Annotated in this window: 14 protein-coding genes and 1 tRNA gene; 7 read left to right on the forward strand and 8 right to left on the reverse strand. The window is 66.4% G+C overall.

All coding sequences use genetic code 11. The features are described 5' to 3' along the window. The first annotated feature begins 151 nt into the window (after positions 1-151). On the forward strand, positions 152-1,870 hold the full coding sequence (locus MKW15_RS17235; protein WP_240860334.1) for an HK97 family phage prohead protease: 1,719 nt from the start codon (positions 152-154) through the stop codon (positions 1,868-1,870). A gap of 901 nt (positions 1,871-2,771) precedes the next feature. On the opposite strand, the gene MKW15_RS17240 is transcribed toward MKW15_RS17235, so the two are convergent. The 7 genes from MKW15_RS17240 to MKW15_RS17270 form a co-directional block, all read right to left on the reverse strand. Next, positions 2,772-2,936, reverse strand: a complete 165-nt coding sequence (locus MKW15_RS17240; RefSeq protein ID WP_240860336.1) for a hypothetical protein — start codon at positions 2,934-2,936, stop codon at positions 2,772-2,774. Beyond that, positions 2,933-3,298 carry a hypothetical protein gene (locus tag MKW15_RS17245; protein ID WP_240860338.1) on the reverse strand — a complete coding sequence of 122 codons (366 nt, stop codon included), beginning with the start codon at positions 3,296-3,298 and terminating at the stop codon, positions 2,933-2,935. The genes MKW15_RS17240 and MKW15_RS17245 overlap by 4 nt, the downstream gene beginning before the upstream one ends. 179 nt (positions 3,299-3,477) lie before the next feature. Continuing rightward, a tRNA-Arg gene (locus tag MKW15_RS17250) sits at positions 3,478-3,550 on the reverse strand. A gap of 56 nt (positions 3,551-3,606) precedes the next feature. Next, positions 3,607-6,579 carry an AAA family ATPase gene (locus MKW15_RS17255; RefSeq protein WP_240860340.1) on the reverse strand — a complete coding sequence of 991 codons (2,973 nt, stop codon included), beginning with the start codon at positions 6,577-6,579 and terminating at the stop codon, positions 3,607-3,609. Next, a complete protein-coding gene (locus MKW15_RS17260; RefSeq protein WP_240860341.1) occupies positions 6,576-7,805 on the reverse strand; it encodes an exonuclease SbcCD subunit D in 1,230 nt (409 codons plus the stop codon). The genes MKW15_RS17255 and MKW15_RS17260 overlap by 4 nt, the downstream gene beginning before the upstream one ends. 56 nt (positions 7,806-7,861) lie before the next feature. Continuing rightward, the gene (locus MKW15_RS17265; protein WP_240860342.1) at positions 7,862-9,376 is read right to left on the reverse strand and encodes an MFS transporter; all 1,515 of its coding nucleotides are present in this window, start codon (positions 9,374-9,376) and stop codon (positions 7,862-7,864) included. Then, the gene (locus MKW15_RS17270) at positions 9,373-10,035 is read right to left on the reverse strand and encodes a PadR family transcriptional regulator (RefSeq protein ID WP_240860343.1); all 663 of its coding nucleotides are present in this window, start codon (positions 10,033-10,035) and stop codon (positions 9,373-9,375) included. Before MKW15_RS17270 ends, MKW15_RS17265 begins: the two co-directional genes overlap by 4 nt. A 97-nt stretch (positions 10,036-10,132) precedes the next feature. Between MKW15_RS17270 and MKW15_RS17275 the strand changes: the two genes are divergently transcribed. The 4 genes from MKW15_RS17275 (at position 10,133) to MKW15_RS17290 (ending at position 19,896) form a co-directional block, all read left to right on the forward strand. Then, positions 10,133-11,200 carry a glutathione S-transferase family protein gene (locus MKW15_RS17275; RefSeq protein WP_240860344.1) on the forward strand — a complete coding sequence of 356 codons (1,068 nt, stop codon included), beginning with the start codon at positions 10,133-10,135 and terminating at the stop codon, positions 11,198-11,200. 35 nt (positions 11,201-11,235) lie between these two features. Next, complete coding sequence (locus tag MKW15_RS17280; RefSeq protein ID WP_240860345.1) at positions 11,236-11,976, forward strand: hypothetical protein; 741 nt, start codon at positions 11,236-11,238, stop codon at positions 11,974-11,976. Next, entirely contained in the window at positions 11,973-15,839 is a 3,867-nt protein-coding gene (locus tag MKW15_RS17285) for an ABC transporter ATP-binding protein (protein WP_374247449.1), read from the forward strand. The genes MKW15_RS17280 and MKW15_RS17285 overlap by 4 nt, the downstream gene beginning before the upstream one ends. A gap of 193 nt (positions 15,840-16,032) precedes the next feature. Next, positions 16,033-19,896, forward strand: coding sequence for a multifunctional oxoglutarate decarboxylase/oxoglutarate dehydrogenase thiamine pyrophosphate-binding subunit/dihydrolipoyllysine-residue succinyltransferase subunit (locus MKW15_RS17290; protein WP_308221063.1), 3,864 nt, complete (start codon positions 16,033-16,035; stop codon positions 19,894-19,896). 60 nt (positions 19,897-19,956) lie between these two features. On the opposite strand, the gene MKW15_RS17295 is transcribed toward MKW15_RS17290, so the two are convergent. Beyond that, positions 19,957-20,541 (reverse strand): TetR/AcrR family transcriptional regulator, encoded by a 585-nt coding sequence (locus tag MKW15_RS17295; protein ID WP_240860368.1) that lies wholly within the window; start codon positions 20,539-20,541, stop codon positions 19,957-19,959. Between the two features lie 133 nt (positions 20,542-20,674). Between MKW15_RS17295 and MKW15_RS17300 the strand changes: the two genes are divergently transcribed. Then, positions 20,675-22,213, forward strand: coding sequence for a flavin-containing monooxygenase (locus tag MKW15_RS17300; RefSeq protein ID WP_240860346.1), 1,539 nt, complete (start codon positions 20,675-20,677; stop codon positions 22,211-22,213). A gap of 21 nt (positions 22,214-22,234) precedes the next feature. Next, complete coding sequence (locus MKW15_RS17305; protein ID WP_240860347.1) at positions 22,235-23,065, forward strand: SDR family NAD(P)-dependent oxidoreductase; 831 nt, start codon at positions 22,235-22,237, stop codon at positions 23,063-23,065. Positions 23,066-23,083: the final 18 nt, after the last annotated feature.

Genomic DNA, 23,083 nt, shown 5'->3' on the forward strand with positions numbered 1-23,083 from the left:
CATCGCGGCCAAGCACCTCGTGTGCTCGCCAGCATCACCGAGTCCGCGAACGAATCCGGACCGCCCCGCCACCGGGCACACCCCGTACCCCGTCGGCCCGCGAGTCTGTTGAGTCCTCTCCAATTCTGTTGCCCGGAAAGGGTATTCACGTATGAACCGCAAGACATTGAAGGTCGCGGCGATCAAGACCGCCGGCCTGGACGAAGGGGTTTTCGAGGGCATTGCCAGCGCGTTCGACAACGTCGACAGCGTCGGTGACATCGTCCGGCGTGGCGCGTTCGCCAAGGCACTCAAGGCCGATCAGGTCACCCCCCTGATTTGGGAGCACCAGGCATCCTCGCCGCTGGCTTACGTGGGTGAGGTGATCGAGGCCCGCGAGACCGACGAGGGCCTGGCGATCAAGGGCCGGTTCGACCTCGACACCAACCAGGGTGCCGCGGCGTATCGGCAGGTGAAAGGGCGAAGGGTCACCGGCCTGTCGATCGGCTACTACGTCAACCGCTCGACGAAGAACGCCGCGGGCAACACCGAGTTGCTCGACCTCGATCTCCTCGAGGTCTCCCTTGTCGCGCGTGGCGCCAACGACCGCGCGCTGGTCACCAACGTCAAGTCCCGCTCCACCGCACCAACCCGTTCCTGGCTCGCGCGCCGCGCAGCCGATTCCGTTCTCAGCCTGAAAGGCACCACCACCATGCACACCACCGCACGTATCGAGGCACTGACCAAGGGCCGTGATGAACAGATCAAGCTCATCACCGAGATCGTCGAGACCGCTGACAAGTTGCAGCGCGACCTCACCGGTGAGGAAGCCGAGCAGGTCGAGGCCGCGACCGAGAAGGCCAAGGATCTCGACAAGAAGCTGAAGAAGGCCGAGGCCGACGAGTCGGTGATGGCCGAGGCGTTCGCCCTGGCGAAGTCGGTCGGTGGTGTGCGCGGTGACGACGACGGTTCGGCCCGCACGAGCGGGTATCTCCCGATGACCGGTGCCGGGGTGAAGTCGATGGCGCAGCGCATCGCGAAGGCCTCGACCGACCCGCAGACCAAGGCGCTCGTTGCGTCCGGGTCGCGCACGACGCCGATCGAGCTGCGCGAGGAAGTCGCCGAACAGGGCCGGGTGCCGCAATCCCTGCTCGATGTGCTGGCCACGCGCAGTGTCGGGACGACGTACAGTTTCCTGCGCCAGACGGTGCGGACAGGCAACGCCGCCCCGGTCGCCGATGGTGGCACCAAGCCCACGTCGGTGTACACGGTCGAGTCGGTCGACGCGAAGTTGCAGGTGATCGCGCACGTGTCCGAGCAGATCGGCCACTACGCGATCGAGGACAACTCCAACCTCGAAGCGTTCGTCGAGTCCGAGATGCTCTACGGGCTGCGCGTCGCTCTGGAAAACCAGGTGCTCAACGGCAGCGGAACCGCCCCGGCCCTGCGCGGCATCCTCAACACCTCGGGTATCCAGACCCAGGCGTTCGCCACCAACACTCTGACCTCGGTCCGCAAGGCCATCACGAAGCTCGAATCGACCGGCTACGTGCCCTCGGTCCTGGCGATCTCGGCCGCCGACTGGGAGGCCCTGGAGCTGTTGTCGGTGACCTCCGGTGCGACCGACGTGCGTGGTGTGCCGGTCGACGCGATCACCCGCAAGCTGTTCGGCGTGCAGGCCGTCATCTCCAACGCGCTACCCGCCGATACCGCTGTGCTGCTGGACAGTTCGGCCGTGTCCATCGACACCGACGGCATGATCGATACCCGGTGGTCTGACGCGGTGTCCGACGACTTCGTGAAGAACTTCGTCCGGTGCCGCGTCGAAGGCCGATTCGGCCTGTCGGTGTTCAAGCCCGCCGGCATCGTCAGCGTGGAAACCGCCGCCTGATCGATCGCAGACTCGGGCGTCTGACTGCGCGCCCGACCCGGACGGCCCTCGATGTCGGAACCTCTTCCCTGGCCGGCGTCGAGGGCCATCCCCCAAGCCACACAACCCCGCTGCAGCGCCGAGCAGCGGGGTCGTGTGCTGTCAGGGCCGATGGTGTAGCTTCCGGTGATGGCTCTCTACGAAGCGGACTATCGCCGCGCGTTGCTCATCATTCGCGTCAACCGGCAGGACTCAGCGAAAGCAGCAGAGTTGTTCGCCGAAGCAGACGGGAGCGGTCGGGGCCGCTAGCTCGACGTCGCGCTGCTGAGAATCGCGGCGCTGATCTCGCGTGCGTCGAGTGTCGCGGAAGGGTTCACCGAGGCATTGGGACAGACTGACGACGACCGGCTACGACCAACCGTGCTCATGATTACGGATCAGATCATGGAAGCGCTTGAGCGAGAGCCGGAAGACGTTCAGGCAGTTCTCGATACGGTTGCACAATCCCTCGCCTTCAAGGACATCGTTCAGGCGACTGACGACTGGGAGAACTAGGGTCGCATAGTGGACACCCTGACGGGTGGCCGCGCGTTCTACCCCATCCCGGTCGACCCACGAACCCGAGCCCTTGATCGCGTCAGGCCACGACGTGTTGCCACCTGACCCGGAGGGTAGGCGGTATCGCTGTGGCACCTGGTCTCGATTCGCGAGGTCGGGATCGGTGGCCTCAGAGCACGGCTGAGGACTGGGCTACGTGCTGCCCGCTGGTTTGCGTCGAGCGGTACGAGAACGACGGCAACGCGGTCGGATCGGTTGCGTGCGTGCCCATGCCGGAATCGAACCGGCAACCGCGGCCATCATGACGACGGTTCGACCGTGAGGGCATTCGCGGGCGCAAACGTGCGCCCCGTGGACTGAAAGGTCAGACGAGAGTCAATACAGGCCGACGCGGCGCAGATTCACCCGTCAGCGTTTCGAGTACCAACGCCAGCACCCGTATCTGCTCGGTAGACATCGACTCGGACTCGATGCGATCCAGCGCGTCGGCTGCCCGCTCGCACCAGAAGGTGCGGTCACCGCCGCTCATTCGGTGACTCCGAGCAATTTGGAGGCGCGCATTCCGAGTGTGTCCGCAGCGCGGAACAGTTGCGCTGCGGTCAATGTCGAGTTTGCGTCAGTGCCTTTGCGGCACACGGCGATCACATCTTGCCGGACCGTGGCTGCCAGCTCGTCGACGCGCGTCGAGTCCCCGGCCGCACCGTTGTCGAGCTGGTCCTCAAGGTCGTGCAACGCGCTGCGGAGCTGATCGGCGTCGACACCCACCTCGCGGGCGACGTCGTGCAGGTTCCACCACGCGGTCAGCTGGGAGTTTGTGGTTCTCATGACCGGCTCGAACAGTCCGAGCGGGACGAAGTAGACGAGCGCGCCGAACGCTACAGCGCCCGCCACGAGGGATAGGGTTGATGAACGGTTCATCGGACTCACTTCCGTTGGGCCGAGGCCCTGATCGGTGTTGACGCACCGACCGGGGCCGTTCTGGTTTCAACGGAGGATCATCCGGGATGACACGGTGATCGCACACGGTCAGCGAACCGGGCTAGAAAAGCCTCTGACCTGCATAGATACGGTGCCCCCGGCAGGATTCGAACCTGCGGCCTTCTGCTCCGGAGGCAGACGCTCTATCCCCTGAGCTACGGGGGCTCAACGGGCGAAACACAGAGTAGCGCACGGGCTCGGGCGATCCCCAATCGGGCTGCTCACGACACGCGCAGCAGTTCACTCATCCGGACCGTCGAACCGCTGTCGCCCCGCACCACCTGCAGCTGAGCGGGAATTCGAGCGCGCAACTCGTCGACGTGACTCACGACTCCCACCAATCGCCCACCGGAACGCAGGTCGTCGAGGACGCCCATCACCAAGTCGAGTGCTTCCGGATCGAGAGTGCCGAAACCCTCGTCGATGAAGATCGTGTCGAGGACCCGACCGCCACTCTCTGCCGACACCACGTCGGCGAGACCGAGGGCAAGCGCCAACGATGCGAAGAAGGTCTCACCGCCGGAGAGGGTCGTCGTCGCGCGTACCGCACCCGTGTACTCGTCACGCACCTCGATACCCAGGCCACCCCGGCGTCCTCGCGGTCCGACGGCATCGGTGTGCACGAATTCGTAACGTCCGGAGGACATCTGGTGCAGACGGGCCGACGCGGCGACCAGCACCTCCTCCAGACGCGCTGCCAGCACGTACGAATGCAACGACATCCGACGCGCGTTCTGGCCGTGTCCGCTGACGAGTTCGGCAAGCCCCGACAGTTCCGCGCACTTGGCCTGCAGCGGCGCCAGCGCATCCGACGCCGCCCAGAACTCGGCGACGTATCGCTCCAGATCTGCCGCTCGCCGGGCCGCCACCGCATGACTGCTGGCCGCCTTGTCTGCCGCGCCGCGTGCGAGCGCGAGACTCGCTGCCAGGGCGCCGGTGTCGACCGGATCGCCCTCGAGGGCGGATGTCACGTCGGGGTCGCCGAGCGTCTCGAGCGCGGCCGAGCGCAGCGTGATCGCCTGCTGCAAAGTCGATTCCCACTTCTGGATCTGCTGGGCAGGGGCCAGTGCGGCCCGGACGCCGGCAGGATCCTCGAAGCCGGCGTCGACACACCTATCGCGCAGGCGCGCGGCGATCTCGTCACGCCGGACCCGGGCCGACTCCCGCTCCCGCAGGGCATCGCGCAACTGTCCCGCAAGGCGGCACAGGTCGGCCAGTTCACGACGCCGTTCGGTCACTCCGACGCGTCCGCCTGTGGCCTCGAGGACCTCGGCGTCGAGCTCGGCCAGACGGGTCCGTAACGCAGACAACCGTTCATTGCGCGCCGACTGCGCCGAATCGAGGTCGGCTGCCTCTGCCCGGTGAGCGTCGGACTCCGCGGCCGCATTCTCGACCGCAACCTGCAGCGCCGGAACACCTTCGGCGCAACGACGCGCATCCGCGAGTTGTTCACCTATCCGTTGCAGCCGATGCTCGGTGTCCGTGGCGACTGCGTCTCCGACGGTCTCGTCGAGGCTCTTGCGGCGTTCGACCAGAGCGGCGCGGTCCGATTCGGCCCGTGCGCGTGTTTTCGCGGCACGCTGCTCTGCGTTCGCAGCACTTGACTCCTGCGCATCGCCGACGGGTGACGCGTCCCCCGCTCGCGCGGGTTGCGGGTGCTCCTGCGACCCACAGACGACGCACGGCTCCCCGTCGACCAACTCCGCCGCGAGTTCGGCGGCCATCCCGGCCAGTCTGCGTGTACGCAGGTCGAGCAGATGCTCGCGGGCGGCCACGTGGATCTCGCGGGCTTCGAGAACTGCCGTATCCGATTGCCGCAGAGACTGATCGACCTGCGTGCGGGCCAGCAGCGCCCTGGCGATCCGTTCGGCGTGCTCGCGCTCGGACTCGAGTTGCGGGATTCGCCCACGCGCCTCGAGCGCCGTGGTGAGCGCAGCTTGGACCTGGTCACGGCGACCAGGAGCCGCCGCCAACAGTCCGGCCAATTCCGCACGACGAGTCTGCGCGGCACCGACGTCGCGCTTCAGGGTCTCGATGTCGGAGACCAACGCCGGCCTCTCTGCGACCCGGGCCGCCAGTGGTTCCCACCGACCGGACTCGGCGGTCCAGCCGTCCACCGCCACCCGCAACTCGGCTTCGTTCGCGTCGCAGACCGCCTCACCGCCGGCTACTGCCGCCATGGCCGCGCGAGCGCTCTCCCATGCGCGGGTGGCGGCATCGTAAGCGCTACAGGCATGTTCGTGCTCGTCGATCAGCGATGCGATCGGCGCAGCCCGCCGTGCTGCGTCGAGAGCCGAAGCCACCTTCGAGCGATCGGCCTCACCGAGGCGGAGCTGATCGAGCCGCTCGGTGGCCTGCCTCCCTCGGCGTCGATGTTCGGCGCGCTGCACTCCTGCGTCGTGTGCGGCCTGTGCGACGTGGACTGCGGCCCTGGCGGCATCGAGGGCCGCCTGTTCACTGTCGCACACCGAACGCGCAGCGTCGAGACACTCCTGCGCCCAGTCCAGGTCCGGCGCTGCGGGCGGCGCATCCACCCCTCCCAGCGCGACGATCTGCCCGGCGATGCGGTCGAGCGCTGTCACTCGCTCGGTCACGGTCGCCTCGCTCGCACGCGAACAGTCGCGAAGCCATTCTTCCAGGTCACCGAAGCGCTCGGTGTCGAACAGCCTCTCCAGCAACCGTTCCCGATCCTCGGAACTGGCCCTCAGGAACTTCGCGAACTCACCCTGGGGAAGCAGAACCACCTGAAAGAACTGTTCCGCACTCATACCGATCAGCCGTACGACGACATCGCCGATGTCCGGCAAACGCGTCAGATCGGGTCCCGAACCGTCCACCCAGTGGAGCGTGGCGGAGGCGTTGATCTTGCGCGTGCCCTGGCCCCGCTTCTTGGGCCGGTGGTGTTCGGGTGAGCGGATGATCCGCATCCGGCGCCCACCGATCGTCGCCTCCAGTTCGACCTCCGGGACCTGTTCCGGGCGTGCATGATCCGAATGCAGCCGCCGATTGATGTCGCGAGCTCCCGGAACCCGGCCATAGAGTGCGAAGGCAACCGCGTCGAGCACCGTCGTCTTTCCCGCACCCGTCTGACCGTGCAGCAGGAAGAGGCCTTCGGCGGACAGCGCATCGAAGTCGACCTCGGTGTCCTCGGCGAACGGCCCGAAGGCGCGCATGCGGAGTCTGTGCAGTCTCACGCGGATTCCGCCACATCGACCACCCCGACATCAAACAGGGCCCACTCCCCTTCCGAAGCAACCGATTCCGGTGCGCTGGCGCCGACACCGTCCGCCTCGGGCTCACCGACCACCGCGCGCAGTGCACGATCGACGATCGCCAGTTCACCCGGAGTCGGCTCGTCCCGGACATCGGTGATGAACGACGTGACCACCTCGGCATCGGTGCGACCCCGAACTCGCGAGCGATAGTCGACACCCTCACCCTGCTCGGGACGCTCCCACCGCACATGCACCGCGTGCGGAAAGCGTTGCCGCAGTATGCGCATCGCGTCGACGGGGCGCACCTTGTCGGTCAGGGCGGCCTCCACGTAGTGGTCGGTGGCGGATTCCAGGGCCGGGTCGGTGAGCAGGTCGTCGAGAGTGCCACGCAGACAAGTGAGTTCGCGCACCCCAGGCAGGTCGTGTGCACGGACCTCCGACACCCCACGCGCGTCGAGGTCGACGATCCACACAGACTTCCGGTGCGTACGTTCACCGAACGAATACGGCAGCAGCGAGCCGCTGTAGCGCACCGTGTCGGTGAGCCGCTGCGGCGAGTGCAAGTGCCCCAGGGCCACATAATCGACGCCCGAGAAAGTATCTGCGGACACCGTTTCGACACCTCCGACGCTGATCGACCGCTCGGACTCGGAGGCGATGCCACCCACCACGAATGCATGTGCAGCGACCACCGATCGCGCCGACCGGCCCTCGAGATCCGCCCGAATCCGATCCATCGCCGCGGCGAGGACCGCGCTGTGCCCGCGATCCTGTTCGACGCCGAGTTCGCCACGCGCGGTATCGGGTTCGAGATACGGGATGCCGTAGATCGCCACGTCACCGAACTGGTCGGACAGGACGACCGGACGGTCGATGCCGGCGATCGTCGTACGGAGATGCAGTCCGCCCGCAGCGGCGAAGGCGGATGCCGAGCCCAGCCGGGTCGCCGAATCATGGTTGCCGGAGGTGATCACGATCTGTGCCCCGGCGGCGGCGATCTCGGCCAGGCCCGCGTCGTAGGTGGCGATCGCGTCTGCCGAGGGAACCGACCGGTCATAGACGTCGCCCGCGACGACCACCACGTCGACGGCTTCCTCGGCCACGATCGCGGCCAGCTGCGTCAGGGCACGTCGCTGGTCGTCGAGCAGTTCGACACCGTGAAAGGTCCGGCCCAGGTGCCAGTCCGAGGTGTGCAAGATCCGCATGGATTACACGGTACGGCCGGGCACCGACAGGATTCGGGAGGCGACGACGCGCGTCCTCAGGCCGCGCCTGCTCCCTCCACCTCACCTTCGGCGAGCAGTGCCTCCGTGGCCGCCCGAGGCGTCTGGTGCTTGGGCCGCACCAGGAACACCGTCGCCGCCACACCGATCAGCAGCACCGCGGCCGGCAGGTACAGCGATTGCCCCATGGCGTCGGCGAACCCTTCCCGGAGGAAGGCCGGCAACTGGGCGACCGTGTCCCGGTGCTCGTTGGTGTTCACGTTGGGCAGCTCCGCAGCCAGTCGTGTCTGCATCAGTGCGCCGACCATCGACGCGCCGAGCACCGAACCGATCATCCGCGTCGTGTTGTAGACGCCGGCGCCGGCGCCGGCCTGCTGCCAGGGCAGGTTTCGGGTGGCGGTGGCGGCCAACGGGGCCCAGATCCCGGCCGACGCGATACCCATCATGCAGAGCGGGATCACGAACTGCCACACCGGAGTATCCGGTTGAGCCAGCATGCCGAGCAGTCCGACCGCGACGGCGTTGAGCAGCAGGGCCGAGGCGATGATCACGCGTGGGTGGACGCGGTCCAGGATGCGGCCGACGATCGGCGCGAGGACGCCGGTGAGCACGGCCATCGGCACCATCATCACCGCCGACTGGGTCGGCGACATACCGCCGACGAGCTGCAGGAAGAACATCGTCGGGATCATCAGACCGGAGATCGCGAAGCCCATGGTGGCGATACCGATGTTGGAGAGCGAGAAGTTGCGATCGCGGAACAACGACAGCGGCACCAGCGGCTCGGTGCGAATCCGCGACTGCCAGTAGACGAACAACGCCATCACCAGCACGCCACCCACGATGAGTGCCCAAATCCACGCCGACCAGTTGTAGGTCTCACCCTCCTGGATGCCGAACACCAGGGCCGCCAGACCGACCGCCGAGAGGATCACGCCGATCCAGTCGAACTGGTGGTCATGAGTTTCGACGCTGGGCACCAGCACGGCGGCGAGGACCAGGCCGACGATGCCGACCGGGATGTTGACGAAGAAGATCCACTCCCAGCCGAAACTGTCGGTGAGGATGCCGCCGAGCAGTGGACCGACAAGGGTGGCCACACCGGCAACCGTGCCCCACACACCCATCGCCGCGCCGCGCTTCTCCGGCGGGAAGATGCGGGTGATCAGTGCCATCGTCTGCGGGGTGATGAGCGCCGCGCCGATACCCTGCAGGGCTCGGGCCGCGATCAGCTCACCGATCGAATCGGACAGACCGCACCACAGGCTGGCGGCGGTGAAGACCAGCAGACCCAGCTGGTAGACGTTCTTCGGCCCGAACTTGTCGCCGAGCCGGCCGGTGATGAGCAGCGGCACCGCGTAGAAGAGCAGATAGGCGCTCGACACCCAGACGATCCCGTTGACGTCGGTGTCCAGCGCGGCCTGAATCTGCGGCTGCGCCACCGCGACGATCGTCATGTCGACGAGGATCATGAAGAAGCCGACACAGAGCGCCAGCAGTGCGACCCATGGCCGGCTGGTGATCTGCCCAGCTGAGGGCGGAGAGGTGGTCATGGTGTGTTCTCTTTCTGTGCGCGTTCGGGATCGGCCGCCGCCCCCGCAGGCAGGCCGTTGATGGTGGTCAGGAAGTCGGGGTCGTCGAGCCAGGCGATCCGCGAGGTTCGCATGCGGTCGACGAGATCGGTGAGCCAGTCGATCTGGGTGCGTAGCGTGGCCATCTTGCAGCCGGCGTCGAGGTGGAACATCTCCGGTTTGCCGCAGGCCTGCGCCACCGCGACCGCCGCCTCGTACTCGGCGAGCTCGGTCTGCATCCGTTCGATTCGTTCGCCGACCAACTCGATCACCCGGGCCCGGGGCAACCCGTGCGCCTCGGACAGAGCCAGATAGAGCTCGGGATACTCCTCCGGGTGCCGGGCAAGGATCTGCTCCAGGCTTCTGGTCAGCACCTCACGTCCGTGTTCGGTGATCGCGTAAACGGTCCGCTCGGGCCGATTGCCTTCGCGTCGAACCTCCTGGATCTCGATGAGTCCCTTGGAATTCAGACGGTCCACCGAGTGATACATGGTGCCGGGCCGGATCTTGGCCAACCTGTCCTCCCGGCGTTCGACGGTGGTCTGGAACATCTCGTAGGGATGCATGGGCCGCTCGGCCAGCAAACCGAGGATCAGCATCGCGATCGGCGGCAGAGGCTGCGCCGAGCCGTGTTCACCCATGTCCCAACTCCATGTTTCCGACCAAATATTCCGACTGGAATATACCGCGCCGGGCAACCGATGCCAAGAGTCGGTACAGATCATTACTGTGTGAGGCATGGCCCCCGACAGCGGAACGAGAGACACCGGCACGACACACGGCGACGCCGAGCAGGGCAGCTATGTGACCACCGGTCAGGAGTTCGTGCGCGACACCAAGTACATCGAGACCCGGATCACCGCCGACGGTCGCGACGGGTATCCCGTCGAACCCGGTCGCTACCGTCTCGTCGCCGCCCGTGCATGCCCGTGGGCCAATCGGACGCTGATTGTGCGCCGGCTCCTCGGACTCGAGAACGTGATCTCGCTCGGCCTGTGCGGTCCGACGCACGACAAGAACTCGTGGACCTTCGATCTCGACCCCGGCGGCGTCGACCCGGTCCTGGACATCCCGCGACTCAAAGACGCCTACGAGAAGCGATTCCCCGGCTACCCCAAGGGCATCACCGTGCCGGCCATCGTCGAGACCGCCACCGGCGAAGTGGTGACCAACGACTTTCCGCAGATCACCATCGACTTCTCGCTGGAATGGGCCGCCTACCACCGCGAGGGTGCACCCGCCCTGTACCCCGAACACCTGCGTGACGAGATCGACCAGGTGAACCGCGGCGTCTACACCGAAGTCAACAACGGCGTGTACCGGTGCGGGTTCGCCGGCAGCCAGGACTCCTACGACGCTGCCTACGACCGCCTGTTCACCAAGCTCGACGAACTATCCGAACGGCTGTCCACGCAACGATTCCTGGTGGGCGACACCATCACCGAGGCCGACGTGCGGCTGTTCACCACGCTCGCCCGGTTCGACGCCGTCTACCACGGCCATTTCAAGTGCAATCGCACCAAGCTCAGCGAGATGCCGGTTCTGTGGGCGTATGCTCGCGACCTGTTCCAGACGCCCGGGTTCGGCGACACCACCGATTTCACCCAGATCAAGCAGCACTACTACATCGTGCACAGCGACATCAATCCGACGCAGATCGTTCCCAAGGGCCCGGACCTGCGCGGATGGCTGACGCCGCACCATCGCGAAGAACTCGGCGGACGGCCATTCGGAGATGGCACGCCACCCGGGCCACCGCCGGCAACCGAAGTCGTCCCCGCTCGAGATTGGGTACCCCTCTCATGACATTCGACCCCCGATACCCGCCCCAGCCACGGAACATGCAACAGCCCCAGTGGGAACAGCCCGAACCTCCGACGTCGCGTCGGACCGTCGAGGTGGCCGGCGGTGTGCTCGACCGCGCCCAACGACTCCAGGCCCCCCGGGTCAAGAAGTACGTCGAATCGTTGCGCGCGAAGTACCCGAACGACTCACCCGCGCAACTCATCCGACGTCTCGAGAAGCGCTACCTGCACGCCGTCACCGGTTCGGGCGGCGCGGTGGGTGCCACTGCGGCCATCCCGGGCGTCGGGACGATGACCGCACTCGGTGCGATGACGGGCGAATCGGCCTTCTTCATCGAGGCCTCCGCGCTACTTGCCTTGGCAATCGCCGAGGTCCATGGAATTCCGTTGCACGACAACGAAAGACGCAAGACGTTGGTGCTCACCGTCGCGCTCGGCGAAGAGGGTGTGCTCGCGCTGGGACGCGTGGTCGGGACCCGGGGAGGCGTGCTGCGCCGACTCGGCCGCTCGTCGGTCCCGCAGAGCGCGATCACCAAACTCAACAAGAAGCTCGTCGCCAAACTGTCGCGCAAGTACGCATATCGCAAGGCGCCGTTGGTGCTCGGCAAGTTGATGCCCGCCGGGATCGGCGCCGTCATCGGTGGTGCCGGCAGTCGGGCGATTGGCCGACGAGTGGTGCGTAACTCCCGGCAGGTCTTCGGACCCCCGCCGGTCGCGTGGCATGTCGATTCGACGGTCGTGTACGACGCCGGCCTGCCGCCCGTGCGCCGGTGGTGACGACGGCCCTCGACAACGAAGTCCAGCCGTCCCCGTCGGAGGAGAGAGCGGCCGACGCGACATCACCCGGATGGATCCGACGCCTGGCCGCCGAATCGTGGAAGTACCGGCGGCTGGTCGTCACCACCTTGATCGCCACCGCGATCGCCGTCGCGGTGGACCTCACCACTCCCCTGTTGGCGAAGGCCGCCGTCGACAACGCCACCGGCGTCGCGACCCACGGGCTGTCCATCACCGCGATCGTGACGATGCTCGTGGTGCTCGCCTTCGTCCGGTACGCCTGCCAGTACGGACGCCGCATCACGGCCGGCCGGCTGTCCATCAACGTGCAGAACGCTCTGCGCCTGCGACTGCTCGACACGCTGCTGCATCTGGATGGCCTGGCGCAGCGCGAGATCCGGACCGGGCAGATCGTCTCCCGCTCGATCTCCGATCTCCAGATCCTGCAGGGGCTGCTGGCGATGGTTCCCCTGTCGGCGGGCGCCGCGGTCCAGGTGGTCATCGCGATCGGCATCATGGCCTACCTGTCGCCTCTGCTGACCGCCGTCACATTGCTCATCATTCCCGTTGTTGCACTGGTCATCTGGCGTACTCGTCGGCGTCTGTTCGCTGCCACATGGTCGGCTCAGCAAGCCGCTGCCGACGTCGCGCAGCACGTCGAGGAGACGGTCACGGGTGTCCGCGTCGTCAAGGGCTTCGGGCAGGAGCAGCGCGCGGTCGACGAACTCGTCGACCTCGGTGCCGCACTCTACGCACGGCGACTGCGCGCCGCCCGGATCAACGCACGATTCGCACCGACCATGGCCGCGATCCCGCAGATCGGCATGGTCGCGGTGATCGCCGTGGGGGGCTATCTGACGATGGATGGCCACATCACCACCGGAACCTTTCTCGCCTTCACGACGTATGTGGCGAGCATGACCGCCATGGCCCGACTCCTCACCAACCTGGTGGTGAGCGCACAGCTGGCGCGAGCCGCGGTCGAGCGTGTCTTCGACGTGACCGAGCATCCCCGCGACCCGGCGATCGGCAACACCGGCACACTGCCGCCGGGACCACTCGGACTCGAACTCGACGCCGTCCGCTTCGGACACCACCGATACGACGATCCCGATTCCGAACCGGCGGTCCTCGACGGCGTGGATCTGCGCATCGCACCCGGCGAATGCGTCGCCATCGTCGGGCCGCCCGGCTCGGGCAAGTCGACGCTGGCCGACCTCGTCAGCGGATACCTGACACCCGACGCCGGGTCGATCGACATCGTCGGTGCCGACGGCCGCCATCCGGTGTCGGAGCTGGCCCCCGACGCGTTGCACCACGCGCTCGCGGTGGTCTTCGACGAGCCGTTCCTCTACTCGGACACGATCGTCGCGAACATCGCGCTCGACGTCGCCGCCGAGGACGTGGATGCGGCGGTGATGAAGCGCGTCGTCGACGCAGCACAACGCGCCGACGCGGCCGAGTTCATCGACGACCTCCCGGACGGGTACGCGACGGTCGTCGGCGAACGAGGACTCACCCTGTCCGGCGGACAACGTCAACGCATCGCCCTCGCACGCGCCCTGTTCGCCGACCCACGCATCCTCGTCCTCGACGACGCGACGTCGGCGGTCGACGCCGCCACCGAGGCCCGCATCCTGCGCGGTCTCCGCGCCCAGCACCGTACGATGCTCGTTCTGGCCCACCGACGCTCCACCCTGACCCTCGCCGATCGTGTCGCCGTGATCGAGGGCGGCGTGATCACCGCGGTCGGCACCGTGGCCGAACTCGAGACGACGTCACCACGCTTCCGTGACCTCATGGCGCCGGTGTCACCCACGATGCCCGAGGTCCCGGCCGGTATCACCATGTCTCCCGACTCCGCCGAGGATCTCTGGCCCGATCGGGTTCCGACCGGCGCCGACGCCCCGGCTCGACCGATCCGGAATCCGGCCCCGGCCACCGGCGGCATGGGACGCGGCCCGGGCATCGGTTCCGCCCTCGGGTCGATGCCTGCCACGCCCGCACTCACCGAGGCGGTGGCCGCGCTGCCACCGGCAACCGAGGACCCGCAGGTCGACACGGTCGCCGCGCGCCGGGAGAACCCGCACTTCACTCTGCGCGGCATCCTTCGACCGGTCCGGTGGTTGATGGTCGCCGCGATCGTGGCGATCGCCGCCGACACCCTGATCGGGCTGATGTTCCCGACCCTCGCGAGGACCGTGATCGACGCTGCCACCAACGCCGACGAGGCGACACTGTGGTGGGCCACCGGGGTGGGTGTGGCGCTCGTGGGCCTGGGTTGGGTGGCGACCTCGGCGATGACGATCACCTCGGCAAGGGCCGGCGAGCGAGTCCTGTACGGGTTGCGCATCCGCTCGTATGCGCACCTGCAACGCCTCGGACTCGACTACTACGAGCGTGAGTTGTCGGGCCGCATCATGACCCGCATGACCACCGACGTCGACGCGCTGTCGACGTTCTTGCAGACCGGCCTCTCCTCGGCCATCGTCGCCGCACTCACGCTGATCGGCGTCACGATCGCACTCGTCGTGACCGACCCGGTCCTGGGCGCGCTGATCCTCCCGGTCTTTCTCGTCGTCGTGGTGGCCACCGTGGTGTTCCGGCGCATCGCAGCGCGCGCGTACACCCGGTCCCGCGAACTCGTCAGTGCGGTCAACGCAGATTTCCAAGAGAACATCGCCGGCATCAAGACCACGCAGACCTACCGTCACGTCGCGGTCGCCGACGCACGATTCACCACGCGGACCCTTGACTGGGTGCACGCGCGCATGGTGTCCCAACGCGCGATCTCGATCTACTTCCCGTTCATCACCTTCATGTCGGATCTCGCGACCGCCGTCGCCGTCGCGGTGGGTGCCCATCAGGTGTCGACGGGCGCGATGTCGGCCGGCACCCTGGTCGCCTTCATTCTCTATCTCGCGATGCTGTTCGGCCCGGTGCAGCAGCTCACGCAGGTCTTCGACGGGTACCAGCAGGCCGCCGTGGGATTGCGACGGATCGGCGATCTGGTGTCGACACCGAGTTCGCTGGCCGCGTCGCCGTCGGCCACCGAACCCGGCCCGGCCCGATTCGACGGGGCTGCCACGCTCGATCACGTCTCGTTCCGCTACGCCGGTGCCGCCGGCGACGCACTCACCGACCTCGACCTGGCCATTGCGCCGGGCACGTCGGTGGCCCTGGTCGGGCGCACCGGCGCAGGCAAGTCGACGATCGTCAAACTGCTGGCGAGGTTCTACGACCCGACCTCCGGCTCGGTGCGAATGGACGGCGTCGACATCCGCGAGTACACGTTGTCGGCCTACCGGCAACGCCTCGGACTTGTCCCCCAGGAACCACACCTGTTCACCGGCACGGTCGCGGAGAACATCGCCTACGGCCGGCCCGATGCCGACCACCGGACGATCGCTCGGGCCGCGGCGGCAGTCGGTGCCATCGACATGATCCGGTCACTTCCCGGACGCATGAATCATCCGCTCGGCGAGCGCGGCCAGGGCCTGTCGTCAGGCCAGCGGCAACTCGTCGCTCTGGCGCGTGCCGAACTCGTCGAACCCGATCTGCTGCTTCTCGACGAAGCCACCGCAACACTGGATCAGGCAACCGAAGCGCTCGTGCTCGCTGCGGGCGCCGCGGTCACCAGGCGTCGCTCGTCGGTGATCGTCGCGCACCGACTTGCCACCGCCGCACGGGCCGACCTGATTGCCGTTGTCGAAGACGGACGCATCGTCGAAATGGGAACACACGACGAGTTGCTGTCGTTGACCGGAAGGTATCGAGCGTTCTGGGATGCAGGTGTCGATCCCGACGAATCGCCGATTCCGGTGGGCCCATCCGGCAACGACGCCGGCCCCACGACAGCGTGAAAGTCCGAGCCAGATGACGAGGCTCTGTCCTCGTGTGGACGACGTGTGGAACTGACCGTGAAGTAGCAGGTCGGTGCGCACGGACTGCTTTCACGCGCGTACCATCTGCAGGTGGTTCACCGATAGTCTTCACGAGAGACCTCGGTGGCAGAAAAACCCGGCACCTTTTTGGGAATTGAGGCGAGATACCGCTGTGAGCAGTTCGTTATCCGATTTCGGGCAGAACACGTGGCTGGTCGAGGAAATGTACCAGCAGTTCATCCAGGACCCTGATTCGGTGGATCCGAGTTGGCACGACCTGCTGAAGAACTACAAGCCGTCAGCCAACGGCGCCGAGTCGGGATCGAACGCCAACGGCAACGGGTCGGCCCCCGCGACTGCCTCGTCGAACAAGCCCGCCCCGAGTAAGGCTCCCGAGAGCAAGACCGCCGAAAGCAAACCTGTTGCGAGCAAGTCCGCTGCGAAGCCGGCCTCAACCAAGGCATCGTCCGAGGGCTCTGCGTCCAAGCAGGTCACCCTCGACCAGACACCCACCCGTCCCGCGGCGCGCAAGAGCGCACCGGCCAAGGAGGCCACCGCCACCAAGGCGGCCTCCGGGCAGAGCGTGGCGAGCCGCGACGGATCGGCGCGGTCGCAGAGCCGCCCGGTCGCCAAGACGGCGACATCGACCGACAAGTCCGAATCGGCCGACGAGAACAAGGTCTTGCGTGGTCCCGCGGCCGCGATCGCGAAAAACATGTCGGCGTCGCTGCAAATCCCGACCGCGACCAGCGTTCGCGCCGTGCCCGTCAAGGCGATGATCGACAACCGCATCGTCATCAACAACCATCTGGCCCGCACCCGCGGCGGCAAGATCAGCTTCACCCATATTCTCGGCTACGCGATCGTGCAGGCGATCAAGTCGTTCCCGAACATGAACCGGCACTTCGCCGAGGTCGACGGCAAGCCCAACGTGGTGACGCCCGCACACACCAACCTCGGGCTCGCCATCGACCTGGTCGGCAAGGACGGCAACCGCACGCTGGTCGTCGCCGCCATCAAGGAATGCGAGACGATGGGGTTCGCCGAGTTCTACTCCGGCTACCAGGACATCGTCCGCCGCGCCCGCGACGGCAAACTCGGCGCCGACGACTTCGCCGGCGTGACGATCTCGCTGACCAACCCGGGCACCATCGGGACCGTCCACTCGGTTCCTCGCCTGATGAAGGGTCAGGGCGCCATCATCGGCGCGGGCGCCATGGAGTACCCGGCCGAGTTCCAGGGAGCCAGCGACGAGCAGATCGCCGAGCTCGGCGTCGGCAAGCTGATGACACTGACGTCCACCTACGACCACCGCATCATCCAGGGTGCCGAGTCGGGTGACTTCCTCCGACGGATCCACGAGCTGCTGCTCGACGACGCGTTCTACGACGAGATCTTCACCGCGTTCCACATCCCCTACGAGCCGATCCGGTGGCGCCGCGACATCCCCGCGGGAACCGTCGACAAGAACACCCGAGTGCTCGAACTGATCGCCGCCTACCGCAGCCGCGGCCACCTCATGGCCGACATCGATCCGTTGATGATGGACAGCGACGCCCGGGCGAGCCACCCCGATCTGGACGTGTTGACCTACGGTCTGACGCTCTGGGATCTCGACCGCACCTTCAACGTCGGCGGCTTCCACGGCCAGGAGAAGATGAAGCTGCGCGACGTGCTGTCGATTCTGCGCGACGCCTACTGCCGCCACGTCGGCGTGGAGTTCACCCACATCCTCGAGCCCGACCAGCAGAAGTGGCTGCGCGAGCGCGTGGAGATCAAGCACTCCAAACCGCCTGTCGCAGAACAGAAGTACATTCTGTCGAAGCTCAACGCCGCAGAGGCCTTCGAGACCTTCCTGCAGACCAAGTACGTCGGGCAGAAGCGGTTCTCGCTCGAGGGCGCGGAATCGGTCATCCCGATGATGGATGCCGTCATCGACCAGAGCGCCGAGCACAGCCTGGGCGAGGTCGTCATCGGTATGCCGCACCGCGGGCGGCTCAACGTCCTGGCCAACATCGTCGGCAAGCCCTACTCGAAGATCTTCACCGAATTCGAAGGCAACCTGAACCCGTCGCAGGCGCACGGCTCCGGCGACGTGAAGTATCACCTGGGCGCCGAGGGCAAGTACTACCAGATGTTCGGCGACAACGAGATCACCGTGTCGCTCACCGCCAACCCGAGTCACCTCGAGGCCGTCGATCCGGTTCTCGAAGGTCTGGTCCGCGCGAAGCAGGACCAGCTCGACGAGGAGGGCGAGTTCTCGATCCTGCCGCTGATGCTGCACGGCGACGCCGCTTTCGCGGGACAGGGCGTGGTGCCCGAGACCCTCAACCTGGCCATGCTGCCCGGCTACCGCACCGGCGGAACCGTGCACATCGTGGTCAACAACCAGGTCGGATTCACCACCGCACCGGAGCATTCGCGCTCGTCCGAGTACTGCACCGATGTCGCGAAGATGATCGGCGCGCCGATCTTCCACGTCAACGGCGACGATCCCGAGGCCTGCGTGTGGGCGGCGAAGCTCGCCGTCGACTACCGGCAGACCTATCACAAGGACGTCGTGATCGACCTCGTCTGCTTCCGCCGTCGTGGACACAACGAGGGTGACGACCCGTCGATGACCCAGCCGGCGATGTACGACGTGATCGACACCAAGCGTGGAGTCCGCAAGAGCTACACCGAAGCCCTGATCGGTCGTGGTGACATCTCGACCAAGGAGGCCGAGGACGCCCTGCGCGACTACCAGGGACAGCTCGAGCGGGTCTTCAACGAGGTCAAAGAACTGGAGAAGTACCGCCCCGAGCCGAGCCCGTCCGTCGAATCCGACCAGACGCTGCCCACCAAGCTCGTCACCGCCGTCGACAAGACGACCCTGCAGACCATCGGTGATGCCTTCGTCAACGTGCCCGACGGATTCACCCCGCATCCCCGCGTGAAGCCGGTGCTCGACCGCCGGCAGGAGGCATCACGCAACGGCGGTATCGACTGGGCGTTCGCCGAGCTTCTCGCGTTCGGATCGCTCGTCCTCGAGGGTCGCACCGTGCGCCTGTCGGGACAGGATTCCCGCCGCGGCACGTTCACGCAGCGTCACTCGGTTCTGATCGACCGGGAGAACGGGTCGGAGTACACCCCCCTCAACCATCTCAAGCCCATCGACGGTGAGCACGGCGGTGGCCAATTCATGGTCTACGACTCGCCGCTGTCCGAGTTCGCGGTGGTCGGATTCGAGTACGGGTACTCGGTCGGCAACCCGGACGCCCTGGTGCTCTGGGAAGGGCAGTTCGGCGACTTCGTGAACGGCGCGCAGTCCATCATCGACGAGTTCATCTCCTCCGGTGAGGCCAAGTGGGGCCAGCTCTCCGACGTCGTGCTGCTGCTTCCGCACGGTCACGAGGGCCAAGGCCCCGACCACACCTCGGGGCGTATCGAACGCTTCCTGCAGCTGTGTGCCGAGGGATCGATGACCGTCGCCCTACCGTCGACGCCGGCCAGCTACTTCCACCTGCTGCGCCGCCATGTGCTCGACGGCATCAGCCGCCCGCTCATCGTGTTCACCCCGAAGTCGATGCTGCGCAACAAGGCCGCTGTCTCCCCGGTCGAAGACTTCACCGACGACAAGTTCCGTTCGGTGATCGACGACCCGAAGTATGTCGGCGGAGGCGATCGCAGCACGGTCAAGCGGGTGTTGCTGGTGAGCGGCAAGCTCTACTACGAGTTGGCCGCACGCCGCGACAAGGATGATCGCGACGACGTCGCGGTTGTCCGGATCGAGCAGCTCTACCCGGTTCCGCACCGCCGACTCCGCAACACGTTGGAGCAGTACCCGAACGCCACCGACTTCGCCTGGGTCCAGGAGGAGCCGGCGAACCAGGGACCGTGGCCGTTCCTCGGCCTGTGGCTGCCCGAGGTGCTCCCGGACACGCTCGGCGGCCTGCGTCGTATCTCGCGGCGCGCGATGTCGGCACCGTCGTCGGGCTCCAGCAAGGTCCATGCCGTGGAGCAGCAGGAGATCATCGGCGAGGCGTTCGCCGAGTAGCGACGGCCTCTCCGCCGACTGAGGTGCGGTCGGGGCTCGCTTCGCCCGCACCTCAGGGGGTCAGGCCTCGGGAACCACCACACCCGCCGCCCCGGCCAGCGCCGGCAACGCCGCGGTGATCAGCGCCAGCAGTTCGTCGCGAGAGATCCGGGGTCCCGCAAGCCAGCTGATCGTGGTCTCCTCCACGAAGGAGATCCAGCCGTGCACGGTCATCTCGACGACCGGGGTCACGGTGAGTCCGAGCGCGGGCACGTGGTCGAGCACGCGCTGGGCCATCACCGCACGAGTGTCGTCGAAGATGGCGCGCATGGTGGCATCCGAACTCGACGCACCGCGCATGAACGTCATGTACGACGACCGGTTCTCGCTCACATAGTCGATGAACGCGGTCATCGACGACTGCAGGATCGCGAGCGGGTCCTCGAGTGACGGGTCGGGCGCTGTGCACTCGAGCATCTGCCGAGCCTGAGTGGCCGCGATGGCCACATGGAAGTCCTGCTTGGACTCGAAGTAGTGGAACAGCAGCGCTCGTGAGACGCCGGCGGCCTCAGCGATCGCCTCGATCGACACCTGGTCGAGCGGACGCTCCGACACCATCTCCAGACCGAGTTCGATGAGTTGTTCGCGACGCGCCTCGGGACTCATCCGCGTGCGTTTACCCTGGGTCACCGACACGGATTCCCTCCTCTCACCGTCGACACACACCGACCCTAGCCACTTACTGAATCAGATTCAATAAGCTATTGACATGAGTTCAGTAGCTTCCTATGGTGACTTCATGACAACGAACGATGTAGAGATTGCCATCATCGGAGCAGGCTTCTCTGGGCTCGGTGCGGCGATCAAGCTCAAGCAGGCAGGCTTCGACGACTTCGTCATCCTCGATCGGGGCCGCGACTTCGGCGGCACCTGGCGCGACAACGTCTACCCCGGTGCGGCGTGCGACGTCCCGTCGCAGCTGTACTCCTTCTCCTTTGCGAAGAATCCGACCTGGTCGCGGTCCTACTCACATCAGCCGGAGATCCACCGCTACATCAACGGTGTCGCCGACACCTACGGCATCGGCGCCAACACGCGCTTCGGCACCGAGGTCACCCACGCGGCGTGGGACGACGAGCAGCGCGTCTGGCTGATCGACACCGAGCGCGACGGTGAGGCCACCCAGGTCCGCGCCAACGTGATGGTCGGCGCCGTAGGCCCGCTGTGCGAACCCAACCTCCCAGACATCGAGGGCATCGACGGATTCGACGGCAAGATCATCCATTCCGCACGCTGGGACACCGACTACGACTTCACCGGCAAGCGCGTCGCCGTGATCGGTACCGGCGCATCGGCCATCCAGCTCGTCCCCGAGCTCGCGAAGGTCGCCGAGCGCCTCGACGTGTACCAGCGCACAGCGCCGTGGATCGTCCCCCGCACCGAGCGCGCGTACACCGGCGCGGAGCACTGGGCCTACGAAAACGTGCCCGGCTTCCAGTCCGCCGTGCGCGGCGCAATCTACGCTGCCAACGAAGCGACCGCCTTCGGTCTGACCTACTCGCCGAAGGCACTCAAACCCGTCGAGCTGATCTGCCGCGCGAACATTGCCCGCGGCATCTCCGACCGCGCGCTTCGCAAGAAGGCCACCCCGGCCTTCCAGGTCGGCTGCAAGCGCATTCTGCGCTCCAACGACTGGTACCCCGCCATCAACCGCTCCAACGTCGACCTCGTCACCGACGGCATCGCCCGCGTCACCCCCACCGGCGTCGCCACCGTGGACGGCACCACGCGCGACGTCGACGTGGTCGTGGTCGCGACCGGGTTCCACGTCACCGATTCACCGGTGTTCGGCAGGATCGTCGGCAAGGACGGCCGCAGCCTCGCAGCGGTCTGGGACGAGATCGGCATGCAGGGCTACAAGGGCTCCTTCGTGCACGGCTTCCCGAACATGCTGCTGATGGTCGGACCGTCCACGGGGCTGGGCCATACCTCCATGGTGTACATGATCGAATCACAGTTGAATTATCTGGTCGACTACCTGAAAACTGCACGCGCCCAAGGCATCACCCGTACCGAGGTGACCGAGTCGGCACAGCGCGGGTTCAACCGGGACATCCAGCACGCCCTGCGCAACAGCGTATGGGTCAACGGCGGCTGCGCCTCCTGGTACAAGGACGCCAGAGGCAACATCACCACACTGTGGCCCGGCTTCACCTTCAACTTCCGTCGTGCGACAAAGCATTTCGACATCTCCGCCTTCGAGGTGTCCCGGACGAAGGCGCCCATTGACACCACGTCCGCGAGCACGGCGTCAATCACCGACACCGTCACCGCCTGACCCAGCAGACAGGAGCAGCAGATGAAAGACTTCAACAACAAGGTCGTCGTCATCACCGGCGCAGGGTCGGGCATGGGCCGCGACCTCGCGGTCAAGTTGGCGCAACGCGGTGCATGCCTGGCGATCTCCGACGTCAACCCCGGCGGCCTCCAGGTCACCGAGGACCTGATCCGCGAGACCGGCGCGCAGGTGCACAGCCAGATCCTCAACGTCGCCGAGCGTGAGGCCGTACTCGATTACGCCGACACCGTCGTCGCGCACTACGGCGTCGTCAACGCCGTGTTCAACAACGCCGGCATCGCCCATCACGGTGAGATCGAACGCACCGAATTCAAAGACATCGAGCGCGTGATGGATGTCGACTACTGGGGAGTCGTCAACGGCACCAAGGCATTTCTCCCCCACCTCATCGCGTCCGGCGACGGACACATCGTGAACACGTCGTCGCTCTTCGGGTTGCTGGCCGAGCCAGGCCAGGCCGCCTACAACTCCGCCAAGTTCGCGGTCCGCGGTTTCACCGAGGCGCTGCGTCAGGAAATGATCATCGCGAAGCACCCCGTCAAGGTGACCTGTGTCCACCCCGGCGGAATCAAGACCGCAATCGCGCGTAACGCCACGGTGTCCGGCGACCACGACCAGCAGTCGAGTGCCGCCTTCTTCGACAAATACCTCGCGCGGATGACCTCGCCCAAGGCTGCCGACATCATCATCGACGGTGTGCGCAAGAACAAGGCACGCATCCTCGTCGGCGCCGACGCCCAGCTACTCGACATCTGGGTGCGGATCGTCGCGTCGAAGTACCAGTGGGTCACCGCCAAGGTGACCGGCTGGGCACTGTCGAAGGTGAACTGACCCAACAGGACTCAGGTC

It is taken from the genome of Gordonia gummivorans (assembly GCF_022513585.1).
GTDB lineage: Bacteria > Actinomycetota > Actinomycetes > Mycobacteriales > Mycobacteriaceae > Gordonia.